The 13,396-nt window shown below is 69.8% G+C and carries 8 protein-coding genes and 1 other RNA gene; 2 read left to right on the top strand and 7 right to left on the bottom strand.

Going from position 1 to position 13,396, the window contains the following annotated elements:
* Positions 1-65 precede the first annotated feature (65 nt).
* Positions 66-383 (top strand): hypothetical protein, encoded by a 318-nt coding sequence (locus tag RM446_RS05860; RefSeq protein WP_398694544.1) that lies wholly within the window; start codon positions 66-68, stop codon positions 381-383.
* Positions 384-634: 251 nt separating this feature from the next.
* The gene (locus RM446_RS05855) at positions 635-1,234 is read left to right on the top strand and encodes a DUF4352 domain-containing protein (protein ID WP_311544082.1); all 600 of its coding nucleotides are present in this window, start codon (positions 635-637) and stop codon (positions 1,232-1,234) included.
* Positions 1,235-1,457: 223 nt separating this feature from the next.
* Here RM446_RS05855 and ssrA read toward each other — a convergent pair.
* The 7 genes from ssrA to RM446_RS05820 form a co-directional block, all read right to left on the bottom strand.
* Positions 1,458-1,828, bottom strand: a transfer-messenger RNA (tmRNA) gene (gene ssrA / locus RM446_RS05850).
* Between the two features lie 529 nt (positions 1,829-2,357).
* Positions 2,358-4,391 (bottom strand): penicillin-binding transpeptidase domain-containing protein, encoded by a 2,034-nt coding sequence (locus RM446_RS05845; protein ID WP_311544081.1) that lies wholly within the window; start codon positions 4,389-4,391, stop codon positions 2,358-2,360.
* Between the two features lie 22 nt (positions 4,392-4,413).
* Positions 4,414-4,878 carry an SsrA-binding protein SmpB gene (gene smpB / locus RM446_RS05840; RefSeq protein WP_311544080.1) on the bottom strand — a complete coding sequence of 155 codons (465 nt, stop codon included), beginning with the start codon at positions 4,876-4,878 and terminating at the stop codon, positions 4,414-4,416.
* 50 nt (positions 4,879-4,928) lie between these two features.
* The gene (gene ftsX / locus RM446_RS05835) at positions 4,929-5,837 is read right to left on the bottom strand and encodes a permease-like cell division protein FtsX (protein ID WP_311544079.1); all 909 of its coding nucleotides are present in this window, start codon (positions 5,835-5,837) and stop codon (positions 4,929-4,931) included.
* Positions 5,838-5,912: 75 nt separating this feature from the next.
* Positions 5,913-6,602, bottom strand: coding sequence for a cell division ATP-binding protein FtsE (gene ftsE, locus RM446_RS05830; RefSeq protein WP_311544078.1), 690 nt, complete (start codon positions 6,600-6,602; stop codon positions 5,913-5,915).
* A 328-nt stretch (positions 6,603-6,930) separates the two neighbouring features.
* A complete protein-coding gene (gene prfB / locus RM446_RS05825) occupies positions 6,931-8,046 on the bottom strand; it encodes a peptide chain release factor 2 (RefSeq protein WP_311544077.1) in 1,116 nt (371 codons plus the stop codon).
* 113 nt (positions 8,047-8,159) lie between these two features.
* Entirely contained in the window at positions 8,160-13,067 is a 4,908-nt protein-coding gene (locus RM446_RS05820) for an NAD-glutamate dehydrogenase (RefSeq protein ID WP_311544076.1), read from the bottom strand.
* Positions 13,068-13,396 lie beyond the last annotated feature (329 nt).

The following is a 13,396-nucleotide window of genomic DNA, read 5'->3' as shown; positions in this document are numbered from 1 at the left end:
GTTTACAGGACCACAATGGCGGTGATAGCGCGCCCCGCGCGAGCTCACTAGCCTAGGAGGCCGCCGTGGTCGATCAGCCTTCCAGCAGCAACTCCCGGCCCGCTCCCGCACCGCTGCGGAACTCGGCGGGGCGCGCGGAGCTCTCCCGGCTGGCCACGGCCGTGACGCGCTACGGCGTGTGGGCGCGCGTCATCGACGACGGGTCGCCCTACCTGCGGGTCAGCAACCCCGAGTCCGAGGCCGCCGTCGAGGACGTCTTCTGCGAGGCGCGCGCCCACGACCACGCCTTCATCGCGTCCTTCGGGGTCTATCTCGGCAACAGCGAGAGCATCGACCTGACCGCCGGAAAGGTGGCCTGGCTCGTCGGCGCCACACCGGAGTGAGCGGAGGGGGCCGCCGACTCGACCCGCGGCGCCGAGGGCGTCGTCGATGCCGCCACCCCCTGTTCGCGCAGCAGTCGCTGGAACGCCCTCGCGTTCGGTACCGCGCGGGCGCGGACGGTCGCCGCGGCCGGGAGCCGGGAGCCGCGGCCGGACCGGTCGGCCGGCGTTGCTCTACGCCGGCACCGACCCGGGTAGGAACCGAGTGTGACCCGTCTGACCTGCGAACGGGCGCATTCGGAAATGAGCGGAAGATGTTTGGGAGACTACTGGCTCCTCCGGCGGCCGCCGCCACCTGTGCGGGGCTGATCGCCTGCCTCCCGGTCGAGGTCGAGACGCCCGCGTCCCCGTCGCCGGAGCCTGAGAAGACGGAGCGGAGCGGGGAGCCGGAGCGGCCCCGCGAGCAGGTACGGCCGAAGGGCAAGCCCCCCGAGGCGCCCGACCTCACCGAGTTCCACGGGATGTCCGGCAGCGACGGGTACTTCGACATGCGCATCAACGAGGCCTACGTGGACGACGACGATGTGATCACCGACGGCGCGGGGACATCCTCCCGCGCGCCGAGCGGGAGCCGATACGTCGTCTTCAACGTCCAGATCACCAACACCACGTCGAGCCCGAAGTACTTCGACTGGGGCGGCTCGCACGCCTACGACGTCGAGGGCAACCAGTACGTGGACGACTACGACGCCGCGCTCACCACGTGCGACGACTACTGCGGGGAGGAACTGAACCCCGGCGGCACCGTGGAGACGGACGTCATCTTCACCGTCGCGGACGGCGTCCAACTGTCGTCGGTGGAACTGCTGTCCGATCCCTACACCCCGGGGACTCCGGCGACGTTGGAACCGTGAGGTGCATGGGGCGCAAGGACCGCGCCGGTCGGGCGGCGACGCCCGCCGGCGGGCGCAGCGTGCGAGCGGCGCCGCCGCACGCCGAAGGCACCCGACCGGGACGCCTCAGAAGCCGCCCGGCGGGGTGACACCCCGCCTCGCCCCCGGGCCGCGCACCCTCGGACGAAGAAAGACGACCCCGCTCAGGGGCCTTTCGGCCGCTGAGCGGGGTCGTCTCCGATTCGGGTGGAGGTGGCGGGAATCGAACCCGCGTCCTTCGATGACGAGCCAGGGCTTCTCCGAGCGCAGTTCGCGTTGGCGTTCTACTCGGCTCCAGCGCTCCCGCGAACGAGTCGCTGACGAGCCCAGCCACGTGAATGTCCCGCTCGGGCCCCGTGGCCTGATCCGAGCGGTAAGTCCTCAAGTCGATGCCGGACACTGGACCGAGGACGGGTCCAGGCCGACAGAGTCACTATCGCTTATGCAGCGAGAGCGAACTCAGTGCGCTTAGAATTGGCACTTGTATTTAGCGCGAGGCAGGATTTACGAGGTTACGTCGCAACCCTCGGCTCGCTTCCCCTGGCACGGCGATCAAAGTCGAAACCGATCACCCCCTGTGTAGTTTTCAACGGGCCGCAGCCCGCATGCGGGACCACCGAGGTGTCCCCGCATGATCCAACGCTACCCCTAGAACGCGCCGGGGTCCAAGTTGATTCCCGGTATCGTCCACCGCCGATCTTGTAGCCATCGTCACTGGAAAACGCTTTCCTTCACGATGGCTACAAGATCGGCGCGGTTGGGGTCCCCAGGGGACGGAGGTGCCGGAGGCGAAGGGAATCCCTCGCGGGCGCGGACGGGAACCATCGACGCTGCCCGCGAGGGCGGCCGGCAGGGTCGGGCCGGCCTTTTCCTTTCGGCAGGGCCTCCCCCGAGACGAGGTCCTGCTATCGACTGGGCCGCAACCCCCTTTGCGGTCCCCAGTCACTCGTGAAGACGCGTGTCGTCCCTGCAGGGGTTGCTCGCCCACCGGATTTTTTTCTCGGTTCGGGACAACACGCCGCAGCCCGCTACGAATCCGGCCGAACGGCGCCGAGGACGCGCGCCGAGCACACGCCCGCGCCCGCAGCCGGGCGTGCGTCGGCGCCTACCCGCTCTGCTCGGCGGACGCGCCGCTCGCACCGGGCGGCGTCGCGGAGGGCGAAGTTCCAGCGCCGGCCTGGCCGGACTGCTGGCCGCCCCCGGTGTCGGCGGCCTGCGGGTCCTGCTCGGCCATCTTCTCGACGTAGCCGTAGGGAAGCTGCTGCAGGAAGGATCCGGCGGCCTGCGCCGCGTACTGCTCCCACAGCTGGATGGAGGGGTGTACCTCGGCCGCCACCGCGAATGCGATGTCGCCCTGGTAGCCGACGAACCACTGCACCGCGGTCGTGTCGCCGCGCACCTTCTGGGTCGTGTTGGCCACCTGGCCGTGCACCGGGACGGTGCCGACGTCGGCATCGACCGCGCTCAGCTCGACGGCCGAGCGCATCATCTCGCGGAGCGGCTTGACGACCCCCGGGTCGAGGCGGCGGGTCGCCCCGTCCGACACCGCCGCGGCATCGTCGCCGGAGACCAGCCGCGGCGCGTGCCACGCCCCGTCGCTGACCGCTCCCGCCGCGAGGGCCATCGACAGCGGGCTCACCCGCACCTGGTCGGTACCGGCCATGGCCGCCGCGGCCTCGCCAGTCGAGCCGGGCCGCTCGAAGCCCCCGTTGTAGGTGGGCACGGACAGCCGCCAGTCGCCGCCGATACCGAAGTCGCGGGCGGCCGACTCGATCGCGTCGGCGCCCACCTTCTCGCCCATCCGGGCGAAAGCGGTCGTGCAGGAGTAGCTGAAGTTCGTGGTGAGGTCGGGCAGGCCCGACAGGCCGGTGTTGTTCGGCGTGGTGAAGGTGCGCCCCCCCACCTTGGTGCTGTTGTCGCAGGTCAGAGTGTCGTCCGGCGAGTAGGCGCCGCTGCGCAGGGCGGCCGCGTAGGAGACGATGCTGAACGCCTCGCCGGGCCGGTACTGCGCGGTGAACGCGCCGTCGTCGTCCGCGCCGCCGTTGCCGACCGAGGCGAGCACTTCGCCGGTGCGGGCGTCCAGCGCGACCATGTAGCCCCGCTCGGGCAGGGTCTCCAGAGCCGCCTTGCCGGCCTGCTGAACGTCGAGGTCCAGGCTGGTCTCCAGCGAGCCGCTCTGCAGCCCTGGCCACGAATGCAGAACGCCGGTCGCGTCGCCCTTCCTGTCGACGGTGACGACCTTGGTCGTGGCCGTGCCCGCCAGACGCTGCTGGAAGACGTTCTGGAGGCCGGTGAGGCCCACCGTGTCGCCGGCCTGGTAGGTGCCCGCCACACGGGAGGAGACGTTGTGCTCGGCCGTGCCCGCGACCTCCCCGACGACGGGGGCGGCGGCCTCCGGTTTGAGCTGCATCTTGAGACGCTCGGTCCGCACACCGGGGATCGACGTGGTCTGCCTGCGGATCTTGTCCGTCACCTCGCCGGCGCGCATCAGCACCAGCGGCTGGAACTCCTCCGGCGGCGCGGAGCGGACGCGGTCCAGGAGCGGCTGCTCGTCCTCGCCCAGCACATCGGCGAGCTCGGCGACGCCGCGCTCAGCGTCCTCCAAGTCGGTGGGCACGACGCCGAACGCGGTGACGGAGGTCGTGCCTACCAGCGGATCGCCGTTGCGGTCGGCGATCTGCCCGCGGTCGGGGACGTCGTAGCTGACGGCCATGCGCTCGTCCTGGCCCAGGTCGGGGTGGATCACCGACGGCGACCACGAGATCAGCCAGCCGCCGGGGCCGTCCCGCAGGGACAGCGACCCGGTGTACTTCCACACCGGGTCGCCGATGCCCAGGTCGGCCTGGGCCTGGAACTCCGCCTCGGCGGTGTCGCCGTCCTGCGTAATGCGCCCGAGGGAGAAGCGCAGCCCGGCGAGGTCGAGCTGGCGGTGGGTGTCCTCCAACGCCTCGGCGACCTTCTCGGCCTCGCCGCCCTGGGTGTAGGCGGCCGCGTTGGAGTAATCGCCGGCCTGCCACTCCAGCAGGAAGTTGCGCACCGCGACCTCCGGCGAGGGCTGAGTGGTGCAGCCCGAGACCACCGCGGCGACGGCGAGCCCGGTTCCTGCCGCTAGCAGACGGCGGAGGTGACGGGGGGACACCCTTGCGATCCTTTCACAGCGCTCAGCGCCGACGCCGCAGCGCGCGCTCCATGTCGCGCTTTGCCTCGCGTTCGGCGATGTCGCGGCGCTTGTCGTAACTGCGCTTACCACGAGCCAGCGCGATCTCGACCTTGGCGTGGCCCTCGCTGAAGTACAGCGACAGGGGGACCAGGGTGCGCCCGGCCTCCTGGGTCTTGCCGATCAGGCGGGCGATCTCCTCGCGGTGCAACAGCAGCTTACGGGGTCTGCGGGCGGAGTGGTTGGTCCACGTGCCCTGTGCGTACTCGGGGATGTGGACGTTCTCCAACCACACCTCGCCGTCCTTGACCTGGGCGAAGCCGTCGATCAGGGACGCGCGCCCGGCGCGAAGCGACTTCACCTCGGTCCCGGTGAGCACGATGCCCGCCTCGTAGGTGTCGTCGATGTGGTAGTCGTGCCGAGCACGCCGGTTCTGCGCGACGAGCTTCCGCCCCTTTTCGCGTGCCACAGGTATCCCCTTCCTCGACCGCGCTGTGGCGCGGTCCCCCGCCTGCGAGGCTAGACCCGCAGGTAGCGCCGCAGTGTCAGGAACGAGGCCACCGTACAGAGCAGGATGCCCAGGATCAGCGTCACGCCGATCACCGACATCAGTGAACCGGTCGACAGCGTGACGTCGAACTGGAACCACTCCTGGATCCGCGTCAGCAGCAGATAACGCGCGGCCACGATGAAGCCGGAGGCGATGACACCGCCGATCAGGCCGGCGATCGCGCCTTCCAGCAGGAACGGCAGTTGGATATAGAAGTTCGACGCGCCGACGAGCCGCATGATGCCGGTCTCCTTGCGCCTGTTGTAGGCGGCCAGGCGAACGGTATTGCCGATCAGCAGCGCCGCCGCGGCCAACTGCACGAACGCGACGGTCAGCGCGGCGCCGGTGAGGCCGTCGAGCAGGCCGAAGAACTGCTCCAGCACCGCCTGGTCGTCGTAGATGGAGTCGATGCCCGCGCGGCCCTCCACCTCGTTGGCCACGGACTGGTACTTGGTCGGGTCGACCAACTGGACCCGGAAGTTGTCGGGGATGTCGCCCTTGCGGACGGCGTCCACCATGGCCTGGTTGTTGGAGAAGCGTTCCTGGAAGTCCTTGTATGCCTGCTCAGCTGAGACGTACTCGACGCTCTTGACCTGGCTCATCGACTCCAGGTCGCTCTGGATGCCCTGGCGCTGCTCGTCGGTGGCGGGCCCGTTCTCCTCACACGTGGTGGAGTTGGAGATCTCCGTGCACATGTAGATGGTCAGGGTCACACGCTCGTCCCAGTACTGGCGCATCTGCGATACCTGCTGGTTGATCAGCAGACCGCCGCCGAACAGGGCGAGGGAGATGGCCACCGTCGTGATGACCGCCACGGTCATCGTCAGGTTGCGACGCAGACCGATCCAGATCTCGGAAAGTACGAATTGTGCACGCATGAGAGTTAAGGGTCCATCCTCGTGGGCTTCGCCGCGCTGCACTGACCAACGCAGGAGCGCTGGCAGGCCCGTGCGTCAGTACGCCTGCCCGTAGACGCCGCGGGTCTGGTCGCGCACGACCACGCCGTCCTCGAGCTCGATGACGCGCTTGCGCATCGAGTCGACGATGGCCGCGTCGTGGGTCGCCATGACAACGGTCGTCCCGGTCCGGTTGATTCGGTCGAGCACCTTCATGATGCCGATCGACGTAGCGGGGTCGATGTTCCCCGTGGGCTCGTCAGCAAGCAGGATCTGCGGGCGGTTGACGAACGCCCGCGCGATGGCGACCCGCTGCTGCTCGCCACCCGACAGCTCGTCGGGCATGCGGTCGGCCTTGCCTTCGAGGCCGACGAGTTCGACGACCTCGGGGACGACCTTGCGGATGAACCTCCGCGGCTTGCCGATCACCTCGAGGGCGAAGGCCACGTTCTCGAAGACGTTCTTGTTCGGCAGCAGCCGGAAGTCCTGGAACACGCATCCGATCCGGCGCCGCAGGTGCGGAACCTTCCAGTTGGACAACCGCGCCAAGTCCTTGCCGGCAACGTGCACCCGGCCCTTGTTGGGCTTCTCCTCCTTCAGGACGAGCCGGAGGAATGTCGACTTCCCGGAGCCGGAGGGGCCGACCAGGAAGACGAACTCCCCCTTGTCGACGTCGATGGACACGCTCTCCAGCGCGGGGTGCTTCTGGGTCGTATAGGCCTTGGTGACGTTCTCAAAATGGATCACGGCAGCATCACAAGGTTCTCAAGGGTAGGGGCACCTCAGCGGATGACTGGTTCCGCAAGAGGCAGTACCGGCCACAGGGCCAATCGTCAGTGTAGAGGTGATCGCAACCCGGAATGTCCAAATCGGCCCGCAACCCCCGCGAGGGCCCTGAAGGGGGCGGGCGGATGCTCGGGCGGCCTCGACCATACACGGCTGATCGGCCTCGGCTGTTCACAGAACAGCAGATCAGAGCATATCGGAAGTGTCAAGCAGCGATAACGTTCGCATATACCGGGCGTCATGGACACCCCCGCGGCGGCGCCCGCGGGGCGGGCACCACCGCCGGCGGTCAGCCCTCGTCGCCCTCCTGGCTGCGCAACCAGCGGATCTCGGCGTCGATGAAGGTGTCGATCTCACCGTCGAGCACGCCGCCCGTGTTGCCGCTCTCCACCCCCGTCCGCACGTCCTTCACGCTCTGGTAAGGGTGCAGCACGTAGTTGCGCATCTGCGTGCCCCAGCTGCTGACGTTCTCGCCGCGCAGCTCGTCGATCTCGGCCTTCTCCTCGCGGCGCTTGAGCTCCAGCAGCTTGGCCTGGAGCATGCCCATCGCGGTCGCCCGGTTCTGGATCTGGCTCTTCTCGTTCTGGCAGGTGACGACGACGCCGGTGGGCAGGTGGGTGATGCGCACCGCGGAGTCGGTGGTGTTGACGCTCTGCCCGCCCGGGCCGCTGGAGCGGTAGACGTCGATGCGCAACTCGTTCTCGTCGATCTCGATGTGGTCGCTCTGCTGGACGACGGGCACCACGTCCACGCCCGCGAAGGAGGTCTGGCGCCGGTTCTGGTTGTCGAACGGCGAGATGCGCACCAGCCGGTGAGTGCCGTGCTCGCCGCGCAGCGTGCCGTAGGCGAACGGAGCCTTGACCGCGAAGGTCGTGGACTTGATGCCGGCTTCCTCGGCGTAGGAGGTCTCGTAGATCAGCGTGGGGTAGCCGTGCCGCTCGGCCCAGCGCAGGTACATGCGCTGCAGCATCTGCGCCCAGTCGGCGGCGTCGATGCCCCCGGCCTGGGAGTTGATGCTCACCAGCGCCTCACGCTCGTCGTAGGGGCCGCTGAGGAGGGTGCGGACCTCCAGCTCGCCGATGTCCGAGCGCAGCGACTCCAGCTCGTTGTCGGCCTCGGTGCGGGTGTCGGGGTCGTCCTCGGAGGAGGCGAGCTCGTAGAGCACGCTCAGGTCGTCCAGCCGTCTCCGGATCGTGCCGACCTTGCTGACCGTGGACTCCAGGTGGGACAGCCTGCGGGTGACCTGCTGGGCGCGGTCGGGATCGTTCCACAGCTCCGGGTCGGCAGACTGCTCGCGCAGCTCGTCGATCTCGCGCCGCTTGGCGTCGAGGTCGAGGACGGCCTCCACATTCGCCAGCGTGGTGGTGAGTTCCTTGATCTTGTCTGCGGGGTCTAGGTCTGCCACGCGCCCAAGTCTAGGGCGTCGCAATCCCGCTGCCTGCCACGGTGCGCCCGCCGGCGCCCGTGCGCCGCCACTCGGCCCGGGCCGGAACCCCCACCGGCCCGGGCCGCGGCCGATCACTCCTCGGCGGACACCAGCAGAGAGCGCACCGAGCGCAATGCGACCGAGAGGGTGGCGAGGTCGTACTGGTCGGTCTCGCGGATCTCGCGCAGCGTCTGCTCGGCGCGGTCCACGGCCACGCGGTTGCGCTCGATCCAGGTCTCGCGCAGCTGGTCGGGCGCCTCCCCCGCCCCGCCGCTCTGCAGCACCGCGCGGGTCAGTCCGGCGTGGGCGGCGTAGAGGTCGTCGCGCAGGCCCGCCCGCGCCATCGTCGCCCAACGGTCGTTGCGCGGCAGCGCGATGATGCGCTCGCGCAGCGAGCCGATCTGCAGGCTCTCGGCGAGGTCGAAGTAGACCTCGGCGACCTCGGGCAGCGGCCGCTGCGTGCGATGGGCGATGGCGACCAGATCGAAGGTCGAGTAGGCCGGGACCATGCTCGCCACCCGTTCGGCCAGCTCCCGGGGGGTATTGGCCTTGGCGAAGCGGTCGCGGCGCTCGGTGAACAGGCGCAGGTCGCGGCCCTGCAGCAGCTCGGGCAGCTGCGGAACGATCTCGGCCACGCCGGAGGAGAAGAACGCGATCTCCGCCCCGAGGTCGAACGGCGACTTGCGGTTGCGCAACAGCCACCGCGTGCCGCGCTCGGCGAGCTTGCGCGCCTCCAGCAGCAGCGCCAGTTGGACGTCGACGTCGACCCAGTGCTCCAGGTGCTCGATCTCGTCCCAGAGCTCCCGCAGGCCGAAGACCTCGCGCACCACCAGGTAGGCGCGCGCGATGTCGTCGGGGGCGGCCCCGAGCTCCTCGCCGATCCGGAAGGCGAACGTGGTGCCGCCCCGGTTGACCATGTCGTTGACGACCTGGTTGGCGACGATCTCGCGGCCCAGCGGGTGGTCGGCGAGGGCGTCGGAGAAGCGCCGCCGCAGCGCCGTGGGGAAGTACTCCACGAGCGTCTGGCGCAGGTAGGGGTCGCCGGGCAGCTCGGAGTCGGCGACCTCGTCCTTGAGCGTGTTCTTGGTGTAGGCCAGCAGCGTGGCGAACTCGGGACCGGTCAGGCCCTGGCCCGCGCCGCGCCGCTGGGCGATCTCCTTGTCGTCGGGCAGCTCCTCCAGTTTGCGCTTGAGCTTGCCCTCGCGCTCCAGGCGGCGCATGTAGCGGGCGTGGACGTGCATCATGGCGCCGGCCTGCTTGCGCGCGGCGGCCAGCACCGCGTTCTGCGCCTGGTTGTTGCCCAGCACCAGGTCGGCGACCTCGTCGGTCATGCTCAGGAACAGCTCGTCGCGCTCGGACTTGGCGAGCTTGCCCTCGTCGACCTCGCGGTCGAGCATGATCTTGATGTTGACCTCGTGGTCGGAGGTGTCGACGCCGGCGGAGTTGTCGATGAAGTCGGAGTTGACGCGCCCGCCGTTGCGCGCGAACTCGATGCGCGCGGCCTGGGTCAGCCCGAGGTTGCCTCCCTCGCCCACCACCTTGCAGCGCAGGTCGGCGCCGTTGACCCGGAGCGGGTCGTTGGCCTTGTCGCCGACCTCGGAGTTGGACTCCGGGGCGGCCTTGACGTAGGTGCCGATCCCGCCGTTCCACAGCAGGTCCACCGGGGCGGTGAGGATGCGCTGGATGAGCTCGAAGGGAGGCAGCGCGGTGACGCCGTTCTCGATGCCCAGGGCCTGGCGGACCTGGGGGGTGATGGGGATCGACTTGGCGGTGCGCGGGTGCACCCCGCCGCCCCGGGAGATCAGCCCGGTGTCGTAGTCGGCCCAGGTGCTGCGCGGGAGCTCGAACATGCGCCGGCGTTCGGCGAAGGACCGCTCGGGGTCGGGGTCGGGGTCGAGGAAGACGTGCCGGTGGTCGAATGCGGCCACCAGCCGGATGTGCCGGGACAGCAGCACGCCGTTGCCGAATACGTCGCCGGACATGTCGCCGACCCCGACGACGGTGAAGTCCTCGTTCTGCACATCGGTGCCGAGCTCGCGGAAGTGGTACTTGACCGACTCCCAGGCGCCGCGGGCGGTGATGCCCATCGCCTTGTGGTCGTAGCCGACCGATCCGCCGGAGGCGAACGCGTCGCCCAGCCAGAAGCCGCGCTCGATCGCAATGCCGTTGGCGATGTCGGAGAAGGTTGCGGTCCCCTTGTCGGCGGCGACGACCAGGTAGGGGTCGTCGCCGTCGTAGCGCACCATGCGGTCGGGGTGGACGATGCGGCCGCCGACCCGGTTGTCGGCGACGTCGAGCATGCCGCTGACGAACTGCTTGTAGCAGGCGACGACCTCGGTCTGGACTGCGTCGCGGTCGCCCCCGACGGGCAGCCGCTTGCATACGAACCCGCCCTTGGCGCCGCTGGGCACGATGACGGAGTTCTTCACCGTCTGCGCCTTGACCAGGCCGAGGACCTCGGTGCGGAAGTCCTCGAAGCGGTCGGACCAGCGCAGCCCGCCACGGGCGACGGCGCCGAAGCGCAGGTGGACGCCCTCGATGCGCGGCGAGTAGACGTACATCTCGTAGCGGGGGCGCGGCGCGGGCAGGTCGGGGATGCGCCGCGGGTCGAGCTTGTAGACCAGGTAGGGCTTGGGCGTGTCGGCGCCGCCCTGGTAGTACGTGGTGCGCAGGGTGGCCTCGATCGCGGCGAGGAACGAGCGCAGGATGCGGTCCTGGTCGAGGCTGGCCACCTGGTCCAGCTCGCCGCGGATCTCCTCGGTAATGGCGTCGCTGCGCTCCTGGCGGCCCGCGCCGAGGTCGGGGTCGAAGCGGGACTCGAACAGCCGCACCAGCAGGTTGGCGATGTGCACGTTGGCGATGAGCACATCGGCGATGTAGGCGGGGCTGAAGGGGCTTCCGGTCTGGCGCAGGTACTTGGCGTAGGCGCGCAGGATGGTCAGCTGGCGCCAGTCGAGGCCCCCGCGCACCACCAGCGCGTTGAACCGGTCGGACTCGCCCCGGCCCTGCCACAGCGCGGTGAAGGCCGCCTCGAACAGCGCTTTCAGCCGCTGGGCCGGGATCTCGACGGCGTCGGTGATCGGGGCCAGCCCGAAGTCGTAGATCCATGCGCGGCCGCTCTCGGGGCCGGTGATTCCGTAGGGGCGCTCGTCGCGCACCTCGACGCCCATGTCCTCCAGCAGCGGCAGCACACGGGACAGCGAGATCGGGTCGCCCTTGCGGTAGACCTTGAGCCGCCACTCGCCGGGCTCCGCGCGGTGGGGGCGGTAGAGGTTGACGGTCAGCTCGTCCTGGTCGAGGCGGTCGAGCCGGTCGACGTCGTCGACGGCGGCGGCCGCGTCGGTGTCGACCTTGTAGCCCTCGGGCAGCGCCGAGCCGTAGTCGTGCATGAGCCGGCCCGCGCGCTCGGCGCCCAGGCGGGCGACCAGCTCGCGGTCGAGGTCGTCGTCCCAGGACCGGGTGGCGGCCACGACCTGGGCCTCCAGTGCGGCGTGGTCGACGTCGGCGAGGAGGCCGCCGCGCTCGGCGCGCACCACCAGGTAGAGCTGGGCGAAGGGCGCCGACCCGACGGTGACGTTGTGGTCCATGGTGGCGCCTTCGAAGGCGCGGCTCATGACCTGCTGGATCTGCAGCCGGACGTCGGTGTTGTAGCGGTCTCGGGGCATGTAGACCAGGCAGGACATGAACCTGCCGTAGGGGTCGCGGCGCAGGAAGAGCTTGGTGCCGCGGCGCTCGCGCAGCCGCAGCACGCCCAGCACGATGTCGTAGAGCTGGTCGACCGGCGCCTGGAGCAGCTCCTCGCGCGGGAACCCCTCCAGGATCTCGACGAGGTCCTTGCCGTCGTAGCTCTCGGGGTCGAAGCCGGCGAGGTCGAGGATCTCGGCCTGCTTGCGCTTGAGGATGGGGATCTGGGCGATGCTCGTGGTGACCGCCTCGTGGGTGTAGAGGCCCAGGAAGCGGTGCTCGCCGACCACGCGCCCCTGCTCGTCGAAGCGCTTGATGCCGATGTAGTCGAGGTACTTGCGGCGGTGCACCGTCGCGCGGGAGTTGGCCTTGGTCAGCACCAGCACGTGGGGTTCGCGGGCCTTGGCGCGGCCTTCGGGGGGCAGGGCGGCGAAGCTCTCGGAGGCCGGAGCGTCGGCGCGCAGCAGGCCGAGTCCGGTACCCGGGCGCGGGCGCAGGCCGAGCCGCTCGGAGTCCTCGCCGCCCGCGGCCGGGGTGTCGGCGCTGTGCGAGTCACTGACCAGCAGGTACTCGCGAAAGCCCATGAAGTGGAAGTGGCGGTCGGCCACCCAGCGCAGGAACTCCACGCTCTCCGACATCTCGCGGCTGTCGACGCCGCCCGCGGCCAGGCGCTCGGCGGAGGCGGCGACCTCGTCGGCCAGCCGCAGCGCGCGGTGGCGCATCCGGTCGGAGTCCTCGTGGACGCCGTGCACGTCGGCGAGCACGCGTTCGAGGTCGGCGGCGAGCTCCTTGTGTGCGGTGGGGTCGCCGCGGCGGTCGATCTCCAGGTGCATCCAGGACTCCCGGAACGGCACCAGGCCGCCGGTGTCGGCGTCCGGCGCCGGTTCGACCGCCAGGAGCTCGCCCGCGACGTCGCGGGCGACCTTCAGCTGGGGGTGGATGAGCAGGTCGTAGCCGATGCCGCGGCGGCCCAGCTCCATGGTGACGGAGTCGACGAGGAAGGGGGCGTCGTCGGTGACGATCTCGACCACCGAGTGACCGGTCTCCCAGCCGTCGCGCTCGCGCATGGGCGTGTAGACGCGGACCTTGGCCCGGCCGCGGGGCCGCTGCTGGGCGAACTCCAGGTGCGATGCTGCGGGACCGCAGACTTCGGCGGGGTCGCGCTCCTGCAGCTCCTCGGTGGCCACGTGGCGGTAGTAGTTCCCGAGCAACCGCGCTGTCTGCTCGGTATCGCCGGTGAACGGAGGCCGACCGGAGCAGTGCGCGACTGCCTCGCGCAGCAATCGGTCCTGGACGGCGTCTGGCTGGCCGGGCATCGTGCGACCTCACTCCCTTGTGAGTCGTAGGGGGCCGGCCCCGGACCTGCGGGCTGATCCGGGACGTCGGGTGGTGTGGAGTTGTCGGACGGACGCCGGGCGGGCGCCCCGTCGTGTCCCCGCTCTCCGGATCGCCGGCGCGGGAAACCTGTGCGCACAGGTGCGGTTCTGCGGTCGGACGTCGTTGTCCGACCCCGCCGCGGCCCAGGTTACTGGTTCGAGTACCGCGGTTTTGTGATCAACACCGTTAACTGTGCGTTTCGGGGATTAGGAGTGGATTGCGCAATGTCCCCGTTGATCTTGTAGCCATCGCAAACGGAAATCGCTTT

It is taken from the genome of Streptomonospora wellingtoniae (assembly GCF_031845375.1).
Classification (GTDB): Bacteria; Actinomycetota; Actinomycetes; order Streptosporangiales; family Streptosporangiaceae; genus Streptomonospora; species Streptomonospora wellingtoniae.
This window is presented reverse-complemented; position numbering and strand designations above follow the sequence as displayed.

Bases quoted from the DNA above. Each gene is read 5' to 3' on its own strand.
- RM446_RS05820 (WP_311544076.1), bottom strand. From the start codon at position 13,067: ATGCCCGGCCAGCCAGACGCCGTCCAGGACCGATTGCTGCGCGAGGCA.
- ftsX (WP_311544079.1), bottom strand. From the start codon at position 5,837: ATGCGTGCACAATTCGTACTTTCCGAGATCTGGATCGGTCTGCGTCGC.
- RM446_RS05855 (WP_311544082.1), top strand. From the start codon at position 635: ATGTTTGGGAGACTACTGGCTCCTCCGGCGGCCGCCGCCACCTGTGCG.